This is a genomic window from Stenotrophomonas maltophilia (assembly GCF_025642255.1).
Taxonomy (GTDB): Bacteria; Pseudomonadota; Gammaproteobacteria; order Xanthomonadales; family Xanthomonadaceae; genus Stenotrophomonas; species Stenotrophomonas maltophilia_P.
This window is the reverse complement of the sequence record NZ_CP106759.1, coordinates 2277298-2293501: the sequence shown is the minus strand read 5'-3', so window position 1 is coordinate 2293501 and position 16204 is coordinate 2277298. Positions and strand designations below refer to the sequence as shown.

General features: G+C 66.5%; 11 protein-coding genes. 5 read left to right on the top strand and 6 right to left on the bottom strand.

Going from position 1 to position 16204, the window contains the following annotated elements; genetic code table 11:
* Positions 1-120 precede the first annotated feature (120 nt).
* Together N8888_RS10540 and N8888_RS10535 are read right to left on the bottom strand one after the other, a co-directional pair.
* The gene (locus N8888_RS10540) at positions 121-2748 is read right to left on the bottom strand and encodes a TonB-dependent receptor (RefSeq protein WP_263174554.1); all 2628 of its coding nucleotides are present in this window, start codon (positions 2746-2748) and stop codon (positions 121-123) included.
* 235 nt (positions 2749-2983) lie between these two features.
* Positions 2984-3961 (bottom strand): zinc-binding dehydrogenase, encoded by a 978-nt coding sequence (locus tag N8888_RS10535; RefSeq protein ID WP_065175232.1) that lies wholly within the window; start codon positions 3959-3961, stop codon positions 2984-2986.
* 432 nt (positions 3962-4393) lie between these two features.
* Here N8888_RS10535 and N8888_RS10530 point away from each other — a divergent pair, with 432 nt between their 5' ends.
* From N8888_RS10530 to N8888_RS10515, 4 genes are all read left to right on the top strand, one after another.
* Positions 4394-6757: a ribonucleoside-diphosphate reductase subunit alpha gene (locus N8888_RS10530; protein WP_263174553.1), complete on the top strand. Its 2364-nt coding sequence runs from the start codon at positions 4394-4396 to the stop codon at positions 6755-6757.
* A 105-nt stretch (positions 6758-6862) separates the two neighbouring features.
* Positions 6863-7906 carry a ribonucleotide-diphosphate reductase subunit beta gene (locus N8888_RS10525; protein WP_231107806.1) on the top strand — a complete coding sequence of 348 codons (1044 nt, stop codon included), beginning with the start codon at positions 6863-6865 and terminating at the stop codon, positions 7904-7906.
* A 13-nt stretch (positions 7907-7919) separates the two neighbouring features.
* Positions 7920-8399, top strand: coding sequence for a flavodoxin (locus N8888_RS10520; protein WP_181452093.1), 480 nt, complete (start codon positions 7920-7922; stop codon positions 8397-8399).
* Positions 8371-8697 carry a thioredoxin family protein gene (locus N8888_RS10515; protein ID WP_111185916.1) on the top strand — a complete coding sequence of 109 codons (327 nt, stop codon included), beginning with the start codon at positions 8371-8373 and terminating at the stop codon, positions 8695-8697. The genes N8888_RS10520 and N8888_RS10515 overlap by 29 nt, the downstream gene beginning before the upstream one ends.
* 66 nt (positions 8698-8763) lie before the next feature.
* On the opposite strand, the gene N8888_RS10510 is transcribed toward N8888_RS10515, so the two are convergent.
* A complete protein-coding gene (locus tag N8888_RS10510) occupies positions 8764-10095 on the bottom strand; it encodes an Nramp family divalent metal transporter (protein ID WP_053517819.1) in 1332 nt (443 codons plus the stop codon).
* A 116-nt stretch (positions 10096-10211) separates the two neighbouring features.
* On the opposite strand from N8888_RS10510, the gene mntR reads away from it, so the two are divergent.
* Positions 10212-10676 (top strand): manganese-binding transcriptional regulator MntR, encoded by a 465-nt coding sequence (gene mntR / locus N8888_RS10505; protein WP_111185914.1) that lies wholly within the window; start codon positions 10212-10214, stop codon positions 10674-10676.
* Between the two features lie 115 nt (positions 10677-10791).
* Here the strand turns inward: mntR and N8888_RS10500 are convergent, their stop codons facing one another.
* The 3 genes from N8888_RS10500 to N8888_RS10490 all read right to left on the bottom strand — a co-directional run bounded on the left by N8888_RS10500 (position 10792) and on the right by N8888_RS10490 (position 16100).
* On the bottom strand, positions 10792-11340 hold the full coding sequence (locus N8888_RS10500; protein WP_263174549.1) for a thioredoxin-like domain-containing protein: 549 nt from the start codon (positions 11338-11340) through the stop codon (positions 10792-10794).
* Positions 11330-13486, bottom strand: coding sequence for a TonB-dependent receptor plug domain-containing protein (locus N8888_RS10495; protein ID WP_317629492.1), 2157 nt, complete (start codon positions 13484-13486; stop codon positions 11330-11332). Before N8888_RS10495 ends, N8888_RS10500 begins: the two co-directional genes overlap by 11 nt.
* A 238-nt stretch (positions 13487-13724) precedes the next feature.
* A complete protein-coding gene (locus N8888_RS10490; protein ID WP_263174547.1) occupies positions 13725-16100 on the bottom strand; it encodes an autotransporter family protein in 2376 nt (791 codons plus the stop codon).
* Positions 16101-16204 lie beyond the last annotated feature (104 nt).

The following is a 16204-nucleotide window of genomic DNA, read 5'->3' as shown; positions in this document are numbered from 1 at the left end:
CCGCTGCGATGGGTGCGGACCGTTGGTCCGCGCACTCCGTGGAGCCGAGCCCACGCTCGGCTCCATCAAGCCGGTAAAGCAGCCGGGCATGGGCTCGGCGCTGCATGTGCAGTTTCCGCATCAGAACCGGTAGCGTGCCCCCACCGTGACGAACTGGCCGCGCAGGTTGTACTGGCTGATGTCGAAGCCGTTGGAGCCGCCCGCCGGGTCGAATGGCGGGTCCTTGTCGGTCAGGTTCAGCACCGACAGCGACAGCGTGGTGTTGGGAATGCCTTCGTACGCCACGTACAGGTCCAGCTGGTGATAGGGCTTGACGCGATCGCGCAGGCCCGGGTTGCTGGTGGCCGTCGCTACCCGCTGGTCGTAGCCGCTGACATATTGCAGGCTCAGCGTGCTGTTCCAGTCGCCCACCGCCCAGTTCAGTGACGTGGTGCCGCGGGTGCGCGGCAGCGCGCCGTGGCGGTTGTTGCCCGCGCCGTCATAGGGCGCCTGACCGGCTACCAGGGGCTGCTTGAAGCTGAGCAGATGGGTCCAGCTGCCGGCGAGGGTGAGGTTGCCCCAGCCGTCGGTGCGGAAGGTGCGGCTGGCCTCCAGGTCGAGACCGGACGTGGTCAGCTCCCCCTGGTTGGCATACTGGTTGGTGATGAACTGGATGCGGCCCTGCGCATCGCGCTGGACCCGGCCCGGGAACAGGGCGGGATTGTCGACGATGAACTGTGCGCTGTCGGGCTTGACCAGGTTGTCCTGCTCGATGCGGTACCAGTCCAGGCCGATGCTGCTGTCAGCGTCCGGCGACCACACCGCGCCAACGTTGAGATTGCGCGAGCGCTCGGCCTTCAGGTCGGGATTGCCGGTGCGGATGTTGGTGACACCGCGGCTGCCACCGGGCTGCAACGGGTCGAGCGGGTCGATCACCGATCCGTAGCTGACCGTCTGTCCGGGTGCGATTTCCGGCAGCGAGGGGGCGCGGAAACCGCGCGAGAACGAACCGCGCAGCAGCAGGCTGTCCAGCGGCTGCCAGCGCAGCGCGAACTTCGGCGAGAACGCCTTGCCGAAGTCGTCGTAGCGGTCGCCGCGTCCGGCGACCTGCAGTTCCAATGTGCGATGCAACGGTACGCTGAACTCGGCGTAGGCGGCGCTGACCTGCCGCTCGCCATCGACCACGTTGATCGCCGGCCGCAGCTCCGTTCCGGACAGCACCTGCGCACTGGTCCGTGCATCCAGCGATTCCTTGCGGAACTCCGCGCCCCAGGCGAAGCCGACCGCGCCGGCCGGCAGCTCCCACAGCGACGTCGATGCCTTGAGGTTCAGAGAGTGCAGCTGGTACCAGCCCGGGCGCTTGGTCTGCAGGCGCAGCGCGTCAAGCGCGGCCGGCGTGCTGGCCGGGTCGAGGAAGTTGTAGCTGCCATCGCGCAGGATCTGCTCGAACGCGTAGCGGTTGATGAAGTTGTCCACGTACTCGCGCTGCTCGCTCTGCGAGGTCAGCGCGGCGACCTCCCAGTCCCAGCGCTCGCCCTGGCCACGCACGCCGGCCAATGCACGGTAGAACACCTGCGTGTTGTCCTTCAGGCGCGGGCCGAGATCGAAGAACGTGTACTCGAAGGGCAGGGGAGCGCTGCCCGGGTTGTTCGGATGCCCGACCGGCAGCACTGCCGGAATGTCGAGCAGGGTGCCGGTGGCGGGGTTGTAGGCGCGCAGGCCAGGGCCGACGGTCAGTGGCGCGCTGAAGATCTGGTCGGCCGTGTTGTGGCTGTAGAGCACGTCGGCGAAGGCTTCGACGTTGTCACTGAAGCGGTAGGTCGCGCTCAGCGAGGCCTGCAGGCGTTCGGCACCGGGCTGCAGGGTCTTGAATGGCTGCGCATTGAACGCGCAGGCCTGGCCGGGCAGGCTGCTGCCGAAGTCGCTGTAGGGCCGCAGCTGGCTGCCCTCGGGGCAGGGCGAGAATGGCTGCGGCGCGCGCGGGTTCGCCAGCCAGTTGCCACCGGCAGTGGACCAGCCGGCCAGGCGACCACCGGGCTTGTCGCGGAAATCGCCGCTGCGGGTATAGGCGCGCTGGTCGGCGTCGAGCCGATCGCGCTTGAGCACGTCCAGCCCGAACAGCACGTTCCAGCCCTGCTGTTCGAGGTCACCGAAACCGGCCAGCAGATTGGCCTTGCGTTCGTCGAGGCCGCCCTGGGTGGCCGTACCGAAGCCGCCGCCCACTTCCACGCCCTGGAAGTTCCTGCGCAGGATGATGTTGATGACACCGGCGATGGCATCGGAGCCATACACCGCCGAGGCGCCGTCCTTCAGTACTTCAATGCGTTCGACCGCGCTGATCGGCAGCGCATTGAGATCGACGAAGGTGTCCTGGGTATTGAGGGCGAAACCGAAGTTGGCCACCCGATAGCCGTTGACCAGCACCAGGGTGTTCTTCGGCGACAGCCCGCGCAGGCCGATCGACGCCGAGCCCGCCGCGAAGCTGCCGGTGTACTGCTCGTCGAAGCTGTTGCCGGCATTGGCCGACAGGTTGCGCAGCACATCGGTCAACGTGCTGCGACCGGTCTGTTCGATCTGTTCACGGCTGACGATCTGCACCGGGTTGGGGCCGGCGGTGTCGCTGCGCTTGATGTTGGATCCGGTCACCAGCACGGTGCCGAGCGTGCTGCTGTCCTTGCCGGTATCGGTGGTTTCAGCAGCGCCGGCAGCGCCGGCGGTAAGTCCCAGCGCGATGGCGCCGGCAAGCAGGTTCAGGGTGGTGCGGTACATGGAAGCGACAACGCCGGACAGAAGAGGAGCCGCCAGTACCGCATGCGCTCGCCTGCGCCTTCCAATGACGAAAGCGCATTCAGTTATACATCACAGGTTCTTAACGAGTGACTGGCCCTGTTATCGACCGGTGCTGCGCATTCCTCTCAGGGGTCAGATCCCTTTCCAACGGAAAGGGATCTGACCCCGGTCGGCCGACCCAACAGAAAGGGATCTGACCCCGGTTGGCCGACCGTCAAGGCCGCAAGAGCACCTTGCCGTTGCGGCCGGAACCTGCGCCGGCTTTGACCGCCGCAGCGATATCGTCGAGTGCGAACACCTGTTCCACCGGCAGCGTCAGTTCGCCGCCGGCTGCACGCTGCAGCAGTTCGCCCACCAGCCGTCGCTTGTCGTCCACCGCCATCGCCTGGCTGACCTTGCTGCCCCAGAAGCCTTTCACGGTGGCTTCCTTGTAGATCAGGCCTCCGGCGGGGATGCGCATGGGCTCGCCGCTCATCACGCCGAAGGACACCAGCGTGCCGTGGTGGCCGAGCAGGTCGACCAGGTCACCGCTGGCGTCGCCGCCGATGGAATCCACGGCGGCCGCCGCCTGCGCTTCACCGGTCACTGCACGCACGCGGTCCTTCCAGCCGTCCACCGAGGTATCGAATACATGATCGATGCCGAGCGCCTGCAGCTGCGCGACCGCATCGGCGTTGCGCACAAGGTTGGCCACATGGACACCCCGCGCCCGCGCCAGCATCGCCAGCGACTTGCCGACCGCGCCATTGGCGGTGTTCTGCACGATCCATTGGCCTGGCTCGACATGCAGGAATTCCAGCAGCATCAGCGCACTGAGCGGCATGGCAATCAGCTGCGCAGCGGTCTCATCGGGGATCGATTCCGGCATCGGAATCACCATCCGTGCCGGCGCGATGAATGCTTCGGCCCAGGTGCCGTGCACCGAGGCGGCAGCGACACGCTGACCGACCCGAAGGCCGTCGACGCCGTCGCCAACCGCGTCGACCACGCCCAGTGCCTCGCTGCCACCGATTGCCGGCAGCGTCGGCTTGTAGCCATACAGGCCGCGCACGGTCAGCAGATCGTGGTTGTGGATGGAGGCGAGCACGGTACGGATGCGCACCTCGCCAGGACCAGGTTCAGGCAGGGCGGCCTCGGCGACGGCAAGGACGTCGGACGGGTCGCCGAAGGAGGAGTACTGGGCAGCGCGCATGGGGGATGTTCCGCGGAAAGTGGAGGTTGTATCGAAGTGGGGATGCGTGCGGCGTCGACAAGGCGGCGCAGACGCAACACGGCATCCTGCGACGGTTCGTCGCGGAGGGCGCTATTTACTGCATCTTGTGTTGACGATATCCATCATCCCCACTATGTTGGGGCCGTCACTCCCGGTCAGCCGCCGCCGCCGGACGATGCAAGACACGTCCCGCGGCCCGCCCCTGAAGGCTTGCCGTGTCGACGCGGCCGCCCTCGTGCGGACTCAGGTCGCCCCCACGGCCCGGATACCGGCCGCAGGCGCAGGCACTTGCCGACGATCTGGTGTTCCCGCGCTTTGGCATCCCACCCGATCGCCCCGTGCGCCGGTATCGCGTGCAGGGCCGCCATGGCATCGGCGCAATCGTGCGTGCGAGCCTGGAGACGCAGGACCATGACTGAATACACCTACCGCGCGGCCGATCCGGCCGGCGCCGGCGACGCCCTGCGCGCCGGTGGCGAGCGCGTGCCGACCTGGATCACCAAGGAGGCTGGCAACCGACGCCTGCCGTTCGACGCCGGGCGCCTGCAGCGCAGCATCGACGCCATCCATGCCGAGTTCCCGCAGCTGGACGTAGCCGACTACCGCCGCGTGGTGCAGGCGATGGTTGAGCGCAAGCCCAGCATCAGTGCTGACGACCTGGTGGACCTGCTGATCCGCGAGGCGGAATCCCGTGTGGACCTGGTCGCGCCGGACTGGGAGCGGTTCGCCGCCCGCATCTACCTGCGCCGCCTGTACAAGCGCGCCAGCCGCAACCGCTTCTACGATGTCAGCCTGAAGTACGGCTCGTACGTAGGCCTGCAGGAGAGCCTGGCCGACCGTGGCGTCTACAGCAATGACATCCTGCGCTGCTACTCGAAGGAGGAGCTGCAGCAGGCCGGAGAGATGATCGATCCCGACCGCGACCGCCTGTTCGCGTACAACGGCCTGTACCTGCTGGCGACGCGCTACCTGGCCACCGACCGCAGCCGCGAGGTGTACGAGTTGCCGCAGGAGCGCTGGCTGACCATCGCCCTGTACCTGATGCAGGAGGAGAAGCCGCGTGAGCGGCGGATGCAGCTGGTCGGCGAGGCCTACTGGGCGCTGTCGAACCTGTACATGACGGTGGCCACGCCGACGCTGGCCAACGCCGGCAAGGTCGGTGGACAGCTGTCCAGCTGCTTCATCGATACGGTGGACGACAGCCTGCAGGGCATCTATGACTCCAATACGGACATTGCCCGCGTGTCCAAGCACGGCGGGGGTGTCGGCGCCTACCTGGGCTACGTGCGCAGCAGCGGTGCACCGATCCGGGGTGTGCCCAACTCGTCCGGCGGCGTAGTGCCCTGGATCAAGCAGCTCAACAACACCGCGGTATCGGTCGATCAGCTCGGCCAGCGCAAAGGTGCGGTGGCGGTATACCTGGACATCTGGCACCGCGACATCGAGGCCTTCCTCGATCTGCGCCTGAACAACGGCGACCAGCGCCTGCGCGCGCATGATGTGTTCACGTCGGTCTGCGTGCCCGATCTGTTCATGGAGGCGGTCGAGCGTCGGGCCGACTGGTACCTGTTCGACCCGCATGAAGTGAAGCAGGCCAAGGGCTGGTACCTGCAGGACTTCTACGATGAGACGCGCGGTGCGGGCAGCTTCCGCGACCGCTACGCGGAGCTGGTGGCCGACGAGCGCATCAGCCGGCGCACCGTGCGCGCGATCGATCTGTTCAAGCGCATCATGCTCAGCCAGCTGGAGACCGGCAATCCATTCCTGTTCTACCGCGATGAAGTCAATCGCAGGAACCCGAACAAGCATGCGGGCATGGTCTATTCCAGCAACCTGTGCACGGAGATCCTGCAGAACATGAGCCCGACGCGGATGATCCAGGAGATCGTCAGCGGCGACCAGATCGTCACCACCCGCCGCGCCGGCGATTTCGTGGTGTGCAACCTGTCCTCGATCAATCTCGGACGGGCGGTCACCGCGCCGGACGATCTGCTGGCGAAGGACGTGCTGGAACGGTTGATCCCGATCCAGGTGCGCATGCTGGACAACGTGATCGATCTCAATGCCTTGCCGGTGCCGCAGGCCACGATCACCAACCGCAAGTACCGGGCCATCGGCCTGGGCACGTTCGGCTGGCATCACCTGCTGGCGCAGCAGGCGATCCCGTGGGAATCGCCGGAGGCGGAGGCGCTGGCCGACCGCCTGTACGAACGCATCAACTTCCTGACCATCCAGGCCAGTGCCGAACTGGCGAAAGAGAAGGGCCACTATCCGATGTTCGCCGGCAGCGACTGGCACACCGGCCGCTACTTCAGCGACCGCGATTACCGTGATGCGGCCTGGCAGGGCCTGGCGCGTGAGGTGGCCCGCCATGGCCTGCGCAATGGCTGGCTGCTGGCGGTCGCGCCGAACATGAGCACCGCCCAGATCGCCGGTTCCACTGCCTCGATCGATCCCATCTACAGCGCGTTCTACTACGAGGAGAAGAAGGACTTCCGACGGCCGGTCGCGGCCCCCGGGCTGTCGCTGGAGACCTGGCCGTACTACGAGAAGGGCGCCTACAAGGTGGACCAGTTCGCCAGCGTCCGGCAGAACGCCCGGCGCCAGCGCCATGTGGACCAGTCGATCAGCTTCAACCTGTATGTGCCCAGCACCATCCGTGCGAGCACGTTGCTGGAGCTGCACCTGAGCGCATGGCGCGCGGGACTGAAGACCACCTACTACGTGCGCTCCAACGACATCGACATCAGCGAATGCGAGTGGTGTTCAAGCTGATCGCTGCGCCCCAGCCGCGGTAGCGCCGGGCCATGCCCGGCGAGCGCACCGCGCGGCCACTCTACATTCCGCCGGGCATGGCCCGGCGCTACCTCTGCAGGAACGATCATGGCAACGCCGCTTGACCGCATCAAGATCCTTGAACCACGCCATCCCAACCGCAGCACCGGCATCATCAACGGCCGCACCAGCGGCATACTGAACTGGAACGACATTCCGTACCCCTCGTTCTATCGGGCGTACAAGGAGCTGTCGACCAACTTCTGGATCCCCGATGAAGTGGACATGAAGCTGGACGCACGCCAGTACGGTGAACTGTCCGGACGCGAGAAGAACGCCTACGACTCGATCATCGGCCTGCTGGCCACGCTCGATTCGCCGCAGACCCGGTTCATCTACAACGTCGCCGAGTACATCACCGATCCGGCCGCGCATGCCAATGCGGCGATCATCGGCCAGCAGGAAGTGATACATAACGAAAGCTACAGCTATGTGCTGGCGTCGATCACCGATCTGCCCAACCAGAACCGGGTGTTCGAACTGGCCCGCACGCATCCGACCATCATCAGCCGCAACGCGCCGATCATGCAGGCGTACGACGACTTCATGCGCGACAAGACCGCCGAGACGCTGCTGAAGTCGCTGATCCAGTCGTCGATCCTGGAGGGCATCAACTTCTATTCCGGCTTCGCCTACTTCTACAACCTGGTGCGGCAGAACCGCATGACCGGCACCGGCAAGATCATCAGCTTCATCAACCGCGACGAGCTGGCCCATACCAAGTTCATCAGCGAGGTGATCCGGGCCATCGTCGGCGAGAATCCGGAACTGCAGACCAACGAGCTGACGGCTTACGTACACAGCGCCTTCGAGCATGCCATCACGCTGGAGACGCAATGGTCGTCGGAAGTGCTGGATGGTATCGACGGCATCGATGTGGACGAGATGGTGCGCTACGTGAAGTACCGCGCCAACAAGATGGCCGGCATGCTGGGTATCGAGCGGCTGTACAGCGATACGACCGACAATGTGATGCCGTGGATCAAGGCCTACGCCGACAACTTCACCGAAACCAAGACCGACTTCTTCGAGATGCGCAATGCAAGTTACAAGAAGACCAACGTCGACAACGGCTTCGACGATCTCTGAGCGGGGGCCGGCGCTGGGCATCCTGATCGTGGTCGCCTCGCTCAGTGGCAATACCCGGGAGCTGGGACGGCAGATCGCCGAGCGGTGTCGCGCGGCGGGTCACGCGGTGCATTGGCAGGAGGCCGACGACCTGCGCCAGCCGGCTCCGCTGGCGGCCGATGAAGCCGACCTCGTGCTGCTGGGCAGCTGGACCGACAACGCCGGGCGCACACCGGCGGAGATGAAGGCATGGGTGGCCGGCATTGCCGGGCTGGGTCAGCGGCCGCGACAGGTAGCCGTGTTCGGCACCGGTGAGACACAGTGGGGCCAGGAGTACTACTGCGGCGCCGTGCACCGCCTGATCCGCTACTTCCACAGCAGCTACCCGCCGCTGGAGATTGAACAGATGCCGCACGGCGAACGCCACGCCGCCGCCATCGACGCCTGGACCGACGCGGTCCTGGCCCATTACCGGAGTACCACCGATGCAGATCATCGACGCCACCACGCCTGAGCAGCTCCAGCAGCTGTTGGCCGAACACCCCCGGGTCCTGGTGGATTTCCACAAGGACCAGTGCCCGGGCTGCCGGATGCTGGAGATGTCCCTGCAGCGCGTCGCCAGCAGCGGTGCGGGGCATGGCATGACCCTGCTGCGGGTGCAGCTGGAAGTGCTGGGTGAAGGCTTCTTCAGGGAGCTGGGGCTGCGGCAGACACCAACGCTTGCGCTGTTCCGTGACGGCAATGAACGCATCCGCCTGGCCGGATTCCAGTCGCCACAGCAGATCGAGGCTGCCATCGCCCTGCATCTGTAGAGCGGGGCCAGGCTCGACAGCGCTGCACGCGTGCGTCGAGCATGGCCCGGTGGCGGCCCTCGGCCGTCAGGCGGCGGCGAAGGTATCGACCAGCAGCTTCACATTCAGTGCCACGATCACCAGCGCGATCAACCAGGCGATCGTACCCAGCCACCGCGGTGCCACCAGTGCGCCCATGGTCACCTTGTCGGTCACGATCCGCACCAGGGGAATGATCGCGAACGGCAGCTGCATCGACAGCACCACCTGGCTCAGCACCAGCAGCTTCACCGCGCCCTGGTCGCCGAACAGCACGATCACCACCACCACCGGAATGATCGCCAGCGCCCGGGTCAGCAGCCGCCGCAGCCAGGGCGGCAGGCGAAGGCGCAGGAAGCCCTCCATCACGATCTGCCCGGCCAGCGTCGCGGTCACCGTGGAATTCAGGCCCGATGCCAGCAGTGCCACCGCGAACAGCGTCGCCGCGGCGCCCACGCCCAGCATCGGTGCCAGCAGCTGATGCGCCTGCTCGATGTCTTCCACGTCGAAGCGACCGTTGGCATGGAACACGGCTGCGGCCAGGATCAGGATGCTGGCATTGATGAACAGTGCCAGCGTCAGGGCCAGCGTGCTGTCGGTCACCGCCCAGCGCAGCGCGCTGCGGCGACCCTCGTCGGTACGCGGGTACGCTCGGGTCTGCACGATGGACGAGTGGAGGTACAGGTTGTGCGGCATGACCGTGGCGCCGATGATGCCGATCGCGATGTACAGGGCGTGCGGATCGGTGACCACCTGTGCGCGTGGAATGAAGCCGCCAAGCACCGCCATGACAGGCGGCGCGGCCATCGCGATCTGGACCACGAAGCAGGCGAAGATCACCATCAGCAGCGCGATGACGAAGGCCTCCAGCGCGCGGAAGCCGCGGTTCATCAGCAGCAGCACCAGCAGCGTGTCCAGCGCGGTGATCACTGCGCCCCACAGCAGCGGCAGGTCGAACAGCAGCTTCAGTGCGATGGCGGTGCCGATCACCTCGGCCAGGTCGCAGGCGATGATGGCTGCCTCGCACAGCGCCCACAGGGCCAGATTGACCGGCTTCGGGTAGCGCGCGCGACAGGCCTGGGCCAGGTCCAGCCCGGTGGCGATACCCAGCCGCGCCGAGAGCGCCTGCAGGATCACCGCCATCAGATTGGACACGAGGATGACCGACAGCAGCAGGTAGCCGAAGCGTGAGCCGCCGGCCAGGTCGGTGGCCCAGTTGCCAGGGTCCATGTAGCCGACCGAGATCATGTAGCCCGGGCCGAGGAACGCCAGCAGGCGGAACCACCAGTGGCCCTTGTCGGGTACCGCCACCGAGGCATTGAGCGCACCCAGGCTGGCCGGGGCAGGGGCCGAAGGGTCATCGGGCGCCAGGGTGTTCATGCGCTTAATATAGCTACTGCTATATCCAATAGCAATGTGAAACAATCGTCTTTATCGCGTCACTGGTCCAGAATTCAGGTTCATTCCCGGACGACTCCGGCAGGACAGGCGCACGCGTGAGCAAGAGCGACGATTCGACATCGCCAAAGAATCCCCCCTTGATCGAGGCCGAGCGCCAGGTCGAGAGCTTCCGGCAGGTGCGCGAGGCGCACCGGATGGAACTGGTGGAGGACTATGTCGAGCTGATCTCGGACCTGCTGGCCGATGGCGGCGAGGCCCGCCAGGTCGACATCGCCACCCGCCTGGGGGTGGCGCAGCCGACGGTGGCGAAGATGCTGCGGCGGCTGGCCCGCGACGGCTGGGTCGTGCAGCGGCCCTATCGTGGTGTCTTTCTGACCGCCGAGGGCGAGGCGCTGGCCCATGCCAGTCGCCAGCGGCACCAGACGGTGGAGCGCTTCCTGTTGGCGTTGGGCGTGGATGCAGATACCGCCCGGCGCGATGCCGAAGGCATCGAGCATCATGTCAGCGAGCAGACGCTGGCGCTGTTCGAAGCATTCGTGCGCAAGGCCGAGGGCGGGTAGGGCCGGTGCCCGCGATCTGGGTGGCGGTAGCGCCGGGCCATGCCCGGCGGCTGCATGCGCTGGGAAGGAGGGGTAGCGCCGGGCCATGCCCGGCGGCCGTGGAAGGAGCCGCAGATCACTCAAGCGGCGGGCAGCGCGCCTGTTCCTGTGCGCATGCCCCTGCCTGCCACAGCTTCAGCACAGGCTGTAGACCCTCATAGCGCCGCCCATGCCACCCCTTCGCCAGCACGCGACCTTCCGCGTCGATCAGCACCAGATTGGGCGGCGCGGGGCCGGCCAGGGCCTGCAGCACCGGCATGCGCGCGGCCCTGCGCGGGTCCAGTACCGGCCACGGCATGTCCTGGCGGCGCATGTAGCGGCGCAGCGCGGCCTGGCTCTCATCCTGGCTGACGTACACCACCTCGGTGTCCGCACCGGCCTCGCGCAGTGCGTCACGCACGCTGCGCAGGGTCGGCACGAAGGCATGGCAGGGCGCGCACCAGTCCGCACCGAAGTACAGCGCGATCAATCGCGGCGGCGGCGACCACTGCATCGGGCGCAGCGATCGCGCCTCTGGTCGCATCAGCGACGCCGAGACCTGCGCGTGCAGATTCTCTGCCGCGACCGGCGCGGCCAGCAGCGCGCTGCCGGCGCACAGCAGAACGCGCAGTGCTTCAGAACGCATAGCGCAGGCTGACATACCACGAGCGCGCGAAGCGGGGCCCGTAGACGTAGTCGCTGTCGCGCAGCGCGCCGGCTTCAAGATCCTTCTGCCGCTGATCGAACACGTTCTTGACTCCGGCTGCCACGGACACCTCCTGTTCGGCGCCCACCCCCAGGTGGCGATGCCAGCGGGCACCCAGGTCGGTCACCCAGAAGGCACGGGTGCGGTGCAGTTCACCCAGCCGGTTGTTCAGCACCGGCATTGAACCGGTGTGGCGCAGCGCGATGAAGGTCTCCCACGGTTCCGAAGGCAACCAGCCGAGCTGGGCCAGCCCGGTCCAGCGAGGGGTCTTGAGGTAGTCGCGGCTGTCGATCACGGTGTCGCCGCCCTCGCCGGTGTCATCGAAGATGCGCTGGGGTTCGCGGAAGCGCGAGCGGTACCACGATGCGCCCGCGGTAAGACGCCATTGCGGCGAGGGTTGCCAGCCCAGATTGGTTTCCATGCCCAGTACGTCCGAGCCCGAGGCGTTGTAGCGCAGCTGGCCGAGCTGGCCGTCGGCGCCGCGCAGGATCTCGCCCAGCGCAAAGGTGTCACGGATGCGCGCGTAGGAGGCGGTGGCGTCCCACGTCCACACGGGCTCGGCCGGATCCGAACGCCAGTCGAAGCCGAGCAGGGTGGTCAGCGCACGTTCCTCCCTCAGGCTCTCGGCATTGCGCACGCGCACCTGCTCGCCACCGAGCGTGTCCACATGCACATCCTCGACGAAGATTTCCGGTGCGCGGAATCCGCTGGCAATGCCCGCCCGCCACTTCAGGTTCTCCGTGGCCTGCCAGGCCAAGGCGACACGCGGTGAGAGCACCGCGTTGTCCAGTTCGGAAGTCTTGTCCACGCGCGCGCCGATCACCAGGTCGATGTCCTCGCGCAGGCTCCATTCGTCCTGCACGAAGGCGCCCAGGTTGTGGAAGCTGGCGTCCTCCAGCACGGCCAGGCGCTGGCCGTCACCGGTCCGGTTGTCGTCGCGCAGGCGCTCGTGCTTGTACTGCACGCCGAACGCCAGGGCATGCGCGCCCAGCCGCCAGTTCAACTGGCTGTCGAGGTAATGCAGCGGATTGTGCGTGCGTCCGTATTGCCGCCAGGAGCGCGAGGCGGCGCTGCCGGCCACGGTGGGGTCCAGCTCGGAGGGATCGTATCCGGCTGCCGACGGGTCGGTGACCACATCGCCGAGACCGCCATAGAAGCTGTCGCGATCGATGTCGGCGAAGGCATAGGCGAGGCGGAAGTCGATGTCCGGGCTTACTTCCTGGTCCCAGGACACGCTGCCACGCCGGTACGTGGTGTCGAGCGATTCTGCGATGTTGGCCAGATACTCCGGCTGGTCAAGGCGGTTGCCGCCGCGCCGGGTTTCATCGGTGACCTGCACGTCCACGCGCAGCCGTGTTCCCGGTGTGGGCGCATACCACGCCTGCAGTCCACCGACCTTGAGATCCTTGCGCGTGATCTCGGTGTAGTCATCACCGTTGTAGTCGATGCCACTGTTCCAGTTGCGCTGGGCGATCACCGACAGCCCGGCATCGATTTGCGCGGCGACCAGATCCAGCCGGACATCTGCATTCTTCTGCGGCGTGCCACGCAGCACATCCACGCCGGCCTGCACATGGCCACCACTGCGCGAGGGCAGCGGCGGAACCAGGTTGATCACGCCGGCCACCGCGCCGGGTCCATACAGCGCCGAGCCACCGCCCTTGACCACTTCGATGCGATCGACGAAGCCGGCGGGAATCTGCTCCAGGCCGTACACGCTGCCCAGCGTGGACAGCAGCGGGATGCCGTCGAACAGCAGCTGGTTGTAGGCACCCGGCAGGCCCAGCAGCTGCACTTCGCTGGTGTTGCAGTTCTGGCAGTTGCTTTCCACGCGCAGGCCATTGATCAGTTCGACCGCACGGGAGAAATCGGTGGCCGCACGCAGCGCGATGTCCTCCCTGCGCAGCACTTCGGTACGGATCGGCACATCGGCAAGCAGGCGCTCGCTGCGCGTGGCGGTACTGACCTTGACCTGCACCCGGTCCAGCTGCGTGGGCGAGGGCGTGCCGGCTAGTACCGGGGTCGACAGGGCAAAGAAGATGGCGGTGGCCAGCGGAAGGTGGCACGGCGGCACGGCGTGGGGCATGGAGGCGTCGTCCTTGGGGAAGAGAGCGGCGAGGGCGACCTGGCTGGTGTACATGAAAGCAAATGCTCATAGATATAGCAATTGCTATATCAAGCGCGACGCTGCTTTCATGGGCACGGCACAGGGCGCCTCATCAGGAATGACGGTGTTATAACATTACAATAGACGACGTCACCCCTGCCGGATGTCATATCCGGCAGGGGTGTTCAGGCGCGTGTTCCGGGCGGGACGCCGGGTGTTACCAGGCGGCGCGCAGGCCGACCTGTGCACCGTGGTTGCGATAGCCGCTGTCGCCGCGCTGCACGCGCAGGTCGCCCCAGGCACTCCAGCGTTGCCCCAGCTGCAGCTGCGCGCCCGCCTGCATTTCGTAGCGGCTGTCGGGCGTCTTCGCGCTCAACAGCTCTTCGTTGAAGCGCATCGAGGGATCTCGCTGGCCGCGCAGCCAGTTGACCGCCAGGAAGGGTTGTACGCGATTGCCGCGCAGGGTGCTCTGTCCAAACAGACGCACACCCAGCCGACTGTTCAGCCCGATGCTGCGGCCATCCTCGACCCGCGTTCCGTTGTCTTCAACCAGGCTGTCACTGTCGTAGTCGGTCCAGGTCAGCTGTGCCTGCGGCTGCAGGTACAGAGTGCTGGCCTCGCGGGTGCGGATCGCCCAGGCGTAGCCGAGCTCCAGCGACGCGCTGCGGACGTCCGCATCGTAGGTTTCCGCCGCAATGCCCTCGCCCTGCACATCATTGTCGAAGCGGGCAGCCTGCACCCAGCCGTCCACGTACAGACCGCCGCTGCTCTGTGCATCCTGTACCCAGCCCAGGTACACGCCTGCCGATTTGCCCTTGATCCTGCCGCGGGTGCCATAGCCGGACAGCATGGAGACCGCGCGGGTGGTGGCGTCGCCGGTGCCGAGCATCACGCCCACCTGGCCGCGCCCGTCGCTCCAGCGCCACAGATCGCTGCCCAGCTGCAGGACGTTGAGATGCGTGCGAGCATCGACCTGGCCGGCAATGCTGGCCTGGATCTGATCGCGGCCACCACGCACCCAGGTTCCCGGGCGCGCGCGGTCGAAGCCGGGCTCGCCGCGATCGTGACGACGTACCTGGAACATCTGCTCGGCTGCGATCTGGTTGGCCAGATAGGCGCCGGGCTCCGGGCGCAGCACGGGTTCGGGATCGGGGTCAGGATCGGGAGGAGGAATCACCGGATCCTCCGGATCGCACTCCGGCAGGGAAGGATTGATATCGCATGGATTGCCCGTGTAGGCCGAGGTCAGGTACCAGTTGCCGTTGGCCGTCGTGGCCGAGCCTTTGTGCAGGAAGTACTCGTACATGCCGCCGATGGCGCGGCCCTGCAGCGCGAAGCTGCCGTTGCTGGCGCCATCGACCTGGACCAGCAGGATGCCGTCGACCGTCTGCGCGCCAGCGCCCGCGATGTTGTTGACAATGACGTTGGTGGCGCCGCTGGTGGCGCCGGTCACATGCAGGCGCGAACTGGCGGCGGCGTCGCCGGCCAGCACGGTGTTGAAATGCAGGGTGCCGCCGTTGCCGGTGTAATCGCCATTGACGGTCAACTGCGGATACGCCGCCTGACCCTCCGCGCCGAGCAGGATGTGGCTGTCCGCGCCGAGGGTGAGGTTGCCGGTGCTGCTGTCGCCGGACAGCGTCCAGCGTCCGCCCTGGTCGACGATCACCTCGGCCGGGCCGGTGATCTGTCCGGTCAGCACCAGCCCATCGAGGAAGCGCAGGGTCGTGCTGGCGGTATCGGCGATGACGAAGTTGCCGTTGAGGGTGGACGTGCGAGCCGTGAAGTCCAGTGCCATGTCGGGATCGACGTCAACCAGATTGCCGTTGCCACCGATGAGCGTTGCGCCGTTCTGGACGGTGAGGCGTGCCAGATCGGGAGCACGGCCAAGCTCCATTCTCACCTTGACGGCGGGACCGGTGGTGCCCTCCACGCGTGATCCATCCACCAGTACGTGCCAGTCCGCAGGGTCCGCATAGGGGGGTTGGTTCACTCTGGAATTTCCCAGTAGCAGGCCGATGTCGCTGCCGATGGCGGCGGAGCCATCACGCAGCTCGATCGAGCCGGCCAGGCTGCGCATGCCGATGGCTCCGGAGAAGGTCGAGCGCTCGGCAACGATGGTGCCGCCCCCACTGGCCTGAGCACCAATGGCGGCACCCGATACCTTGCTGTCGATGAACTGGGCGAGGCTGAGAGGCTGCGGGGTGGCGGTAACCAGCGCGCCGGTTGAAAAGCCGAAGCCGCTGGCATTCGTGTTGACGATCTCCGACCTGAGGAAGCGGCCCTGCGAGTTGGTCATCGATGCTCCCGCTCCCGACGCATTGCTGGCAATGGTCGTGTCCGTCGCATTGACGACGCCCCCCTCGCTGGTAACCACGCGACCCACACTGACGCCATCGAGGTTCAATGTTCCGCGGACGGAAAAATCACGGCCCTCATAGGGGCTTCCCGGATCCACCGTCAGCGTGGTGCCGGCCGGGACAAAAACTGACTGGGCATGACCTGTCTGCGGCACGCCGACGCAGGCCGCCAGGGCCAGCGCAAGGGGAGCGACCTGCGCGGGCAGGGCGCGTGAAGCGGACTTCATCGTGTACATGGGATCTCTCCAATGCGTTGGATGGGGCCCGTCCCCACAGGCCAAAGGCAACACTCTGCGGGGCGACAGCCTGCAGAGCCATGCAACTTTTCCAGAACCTGCGG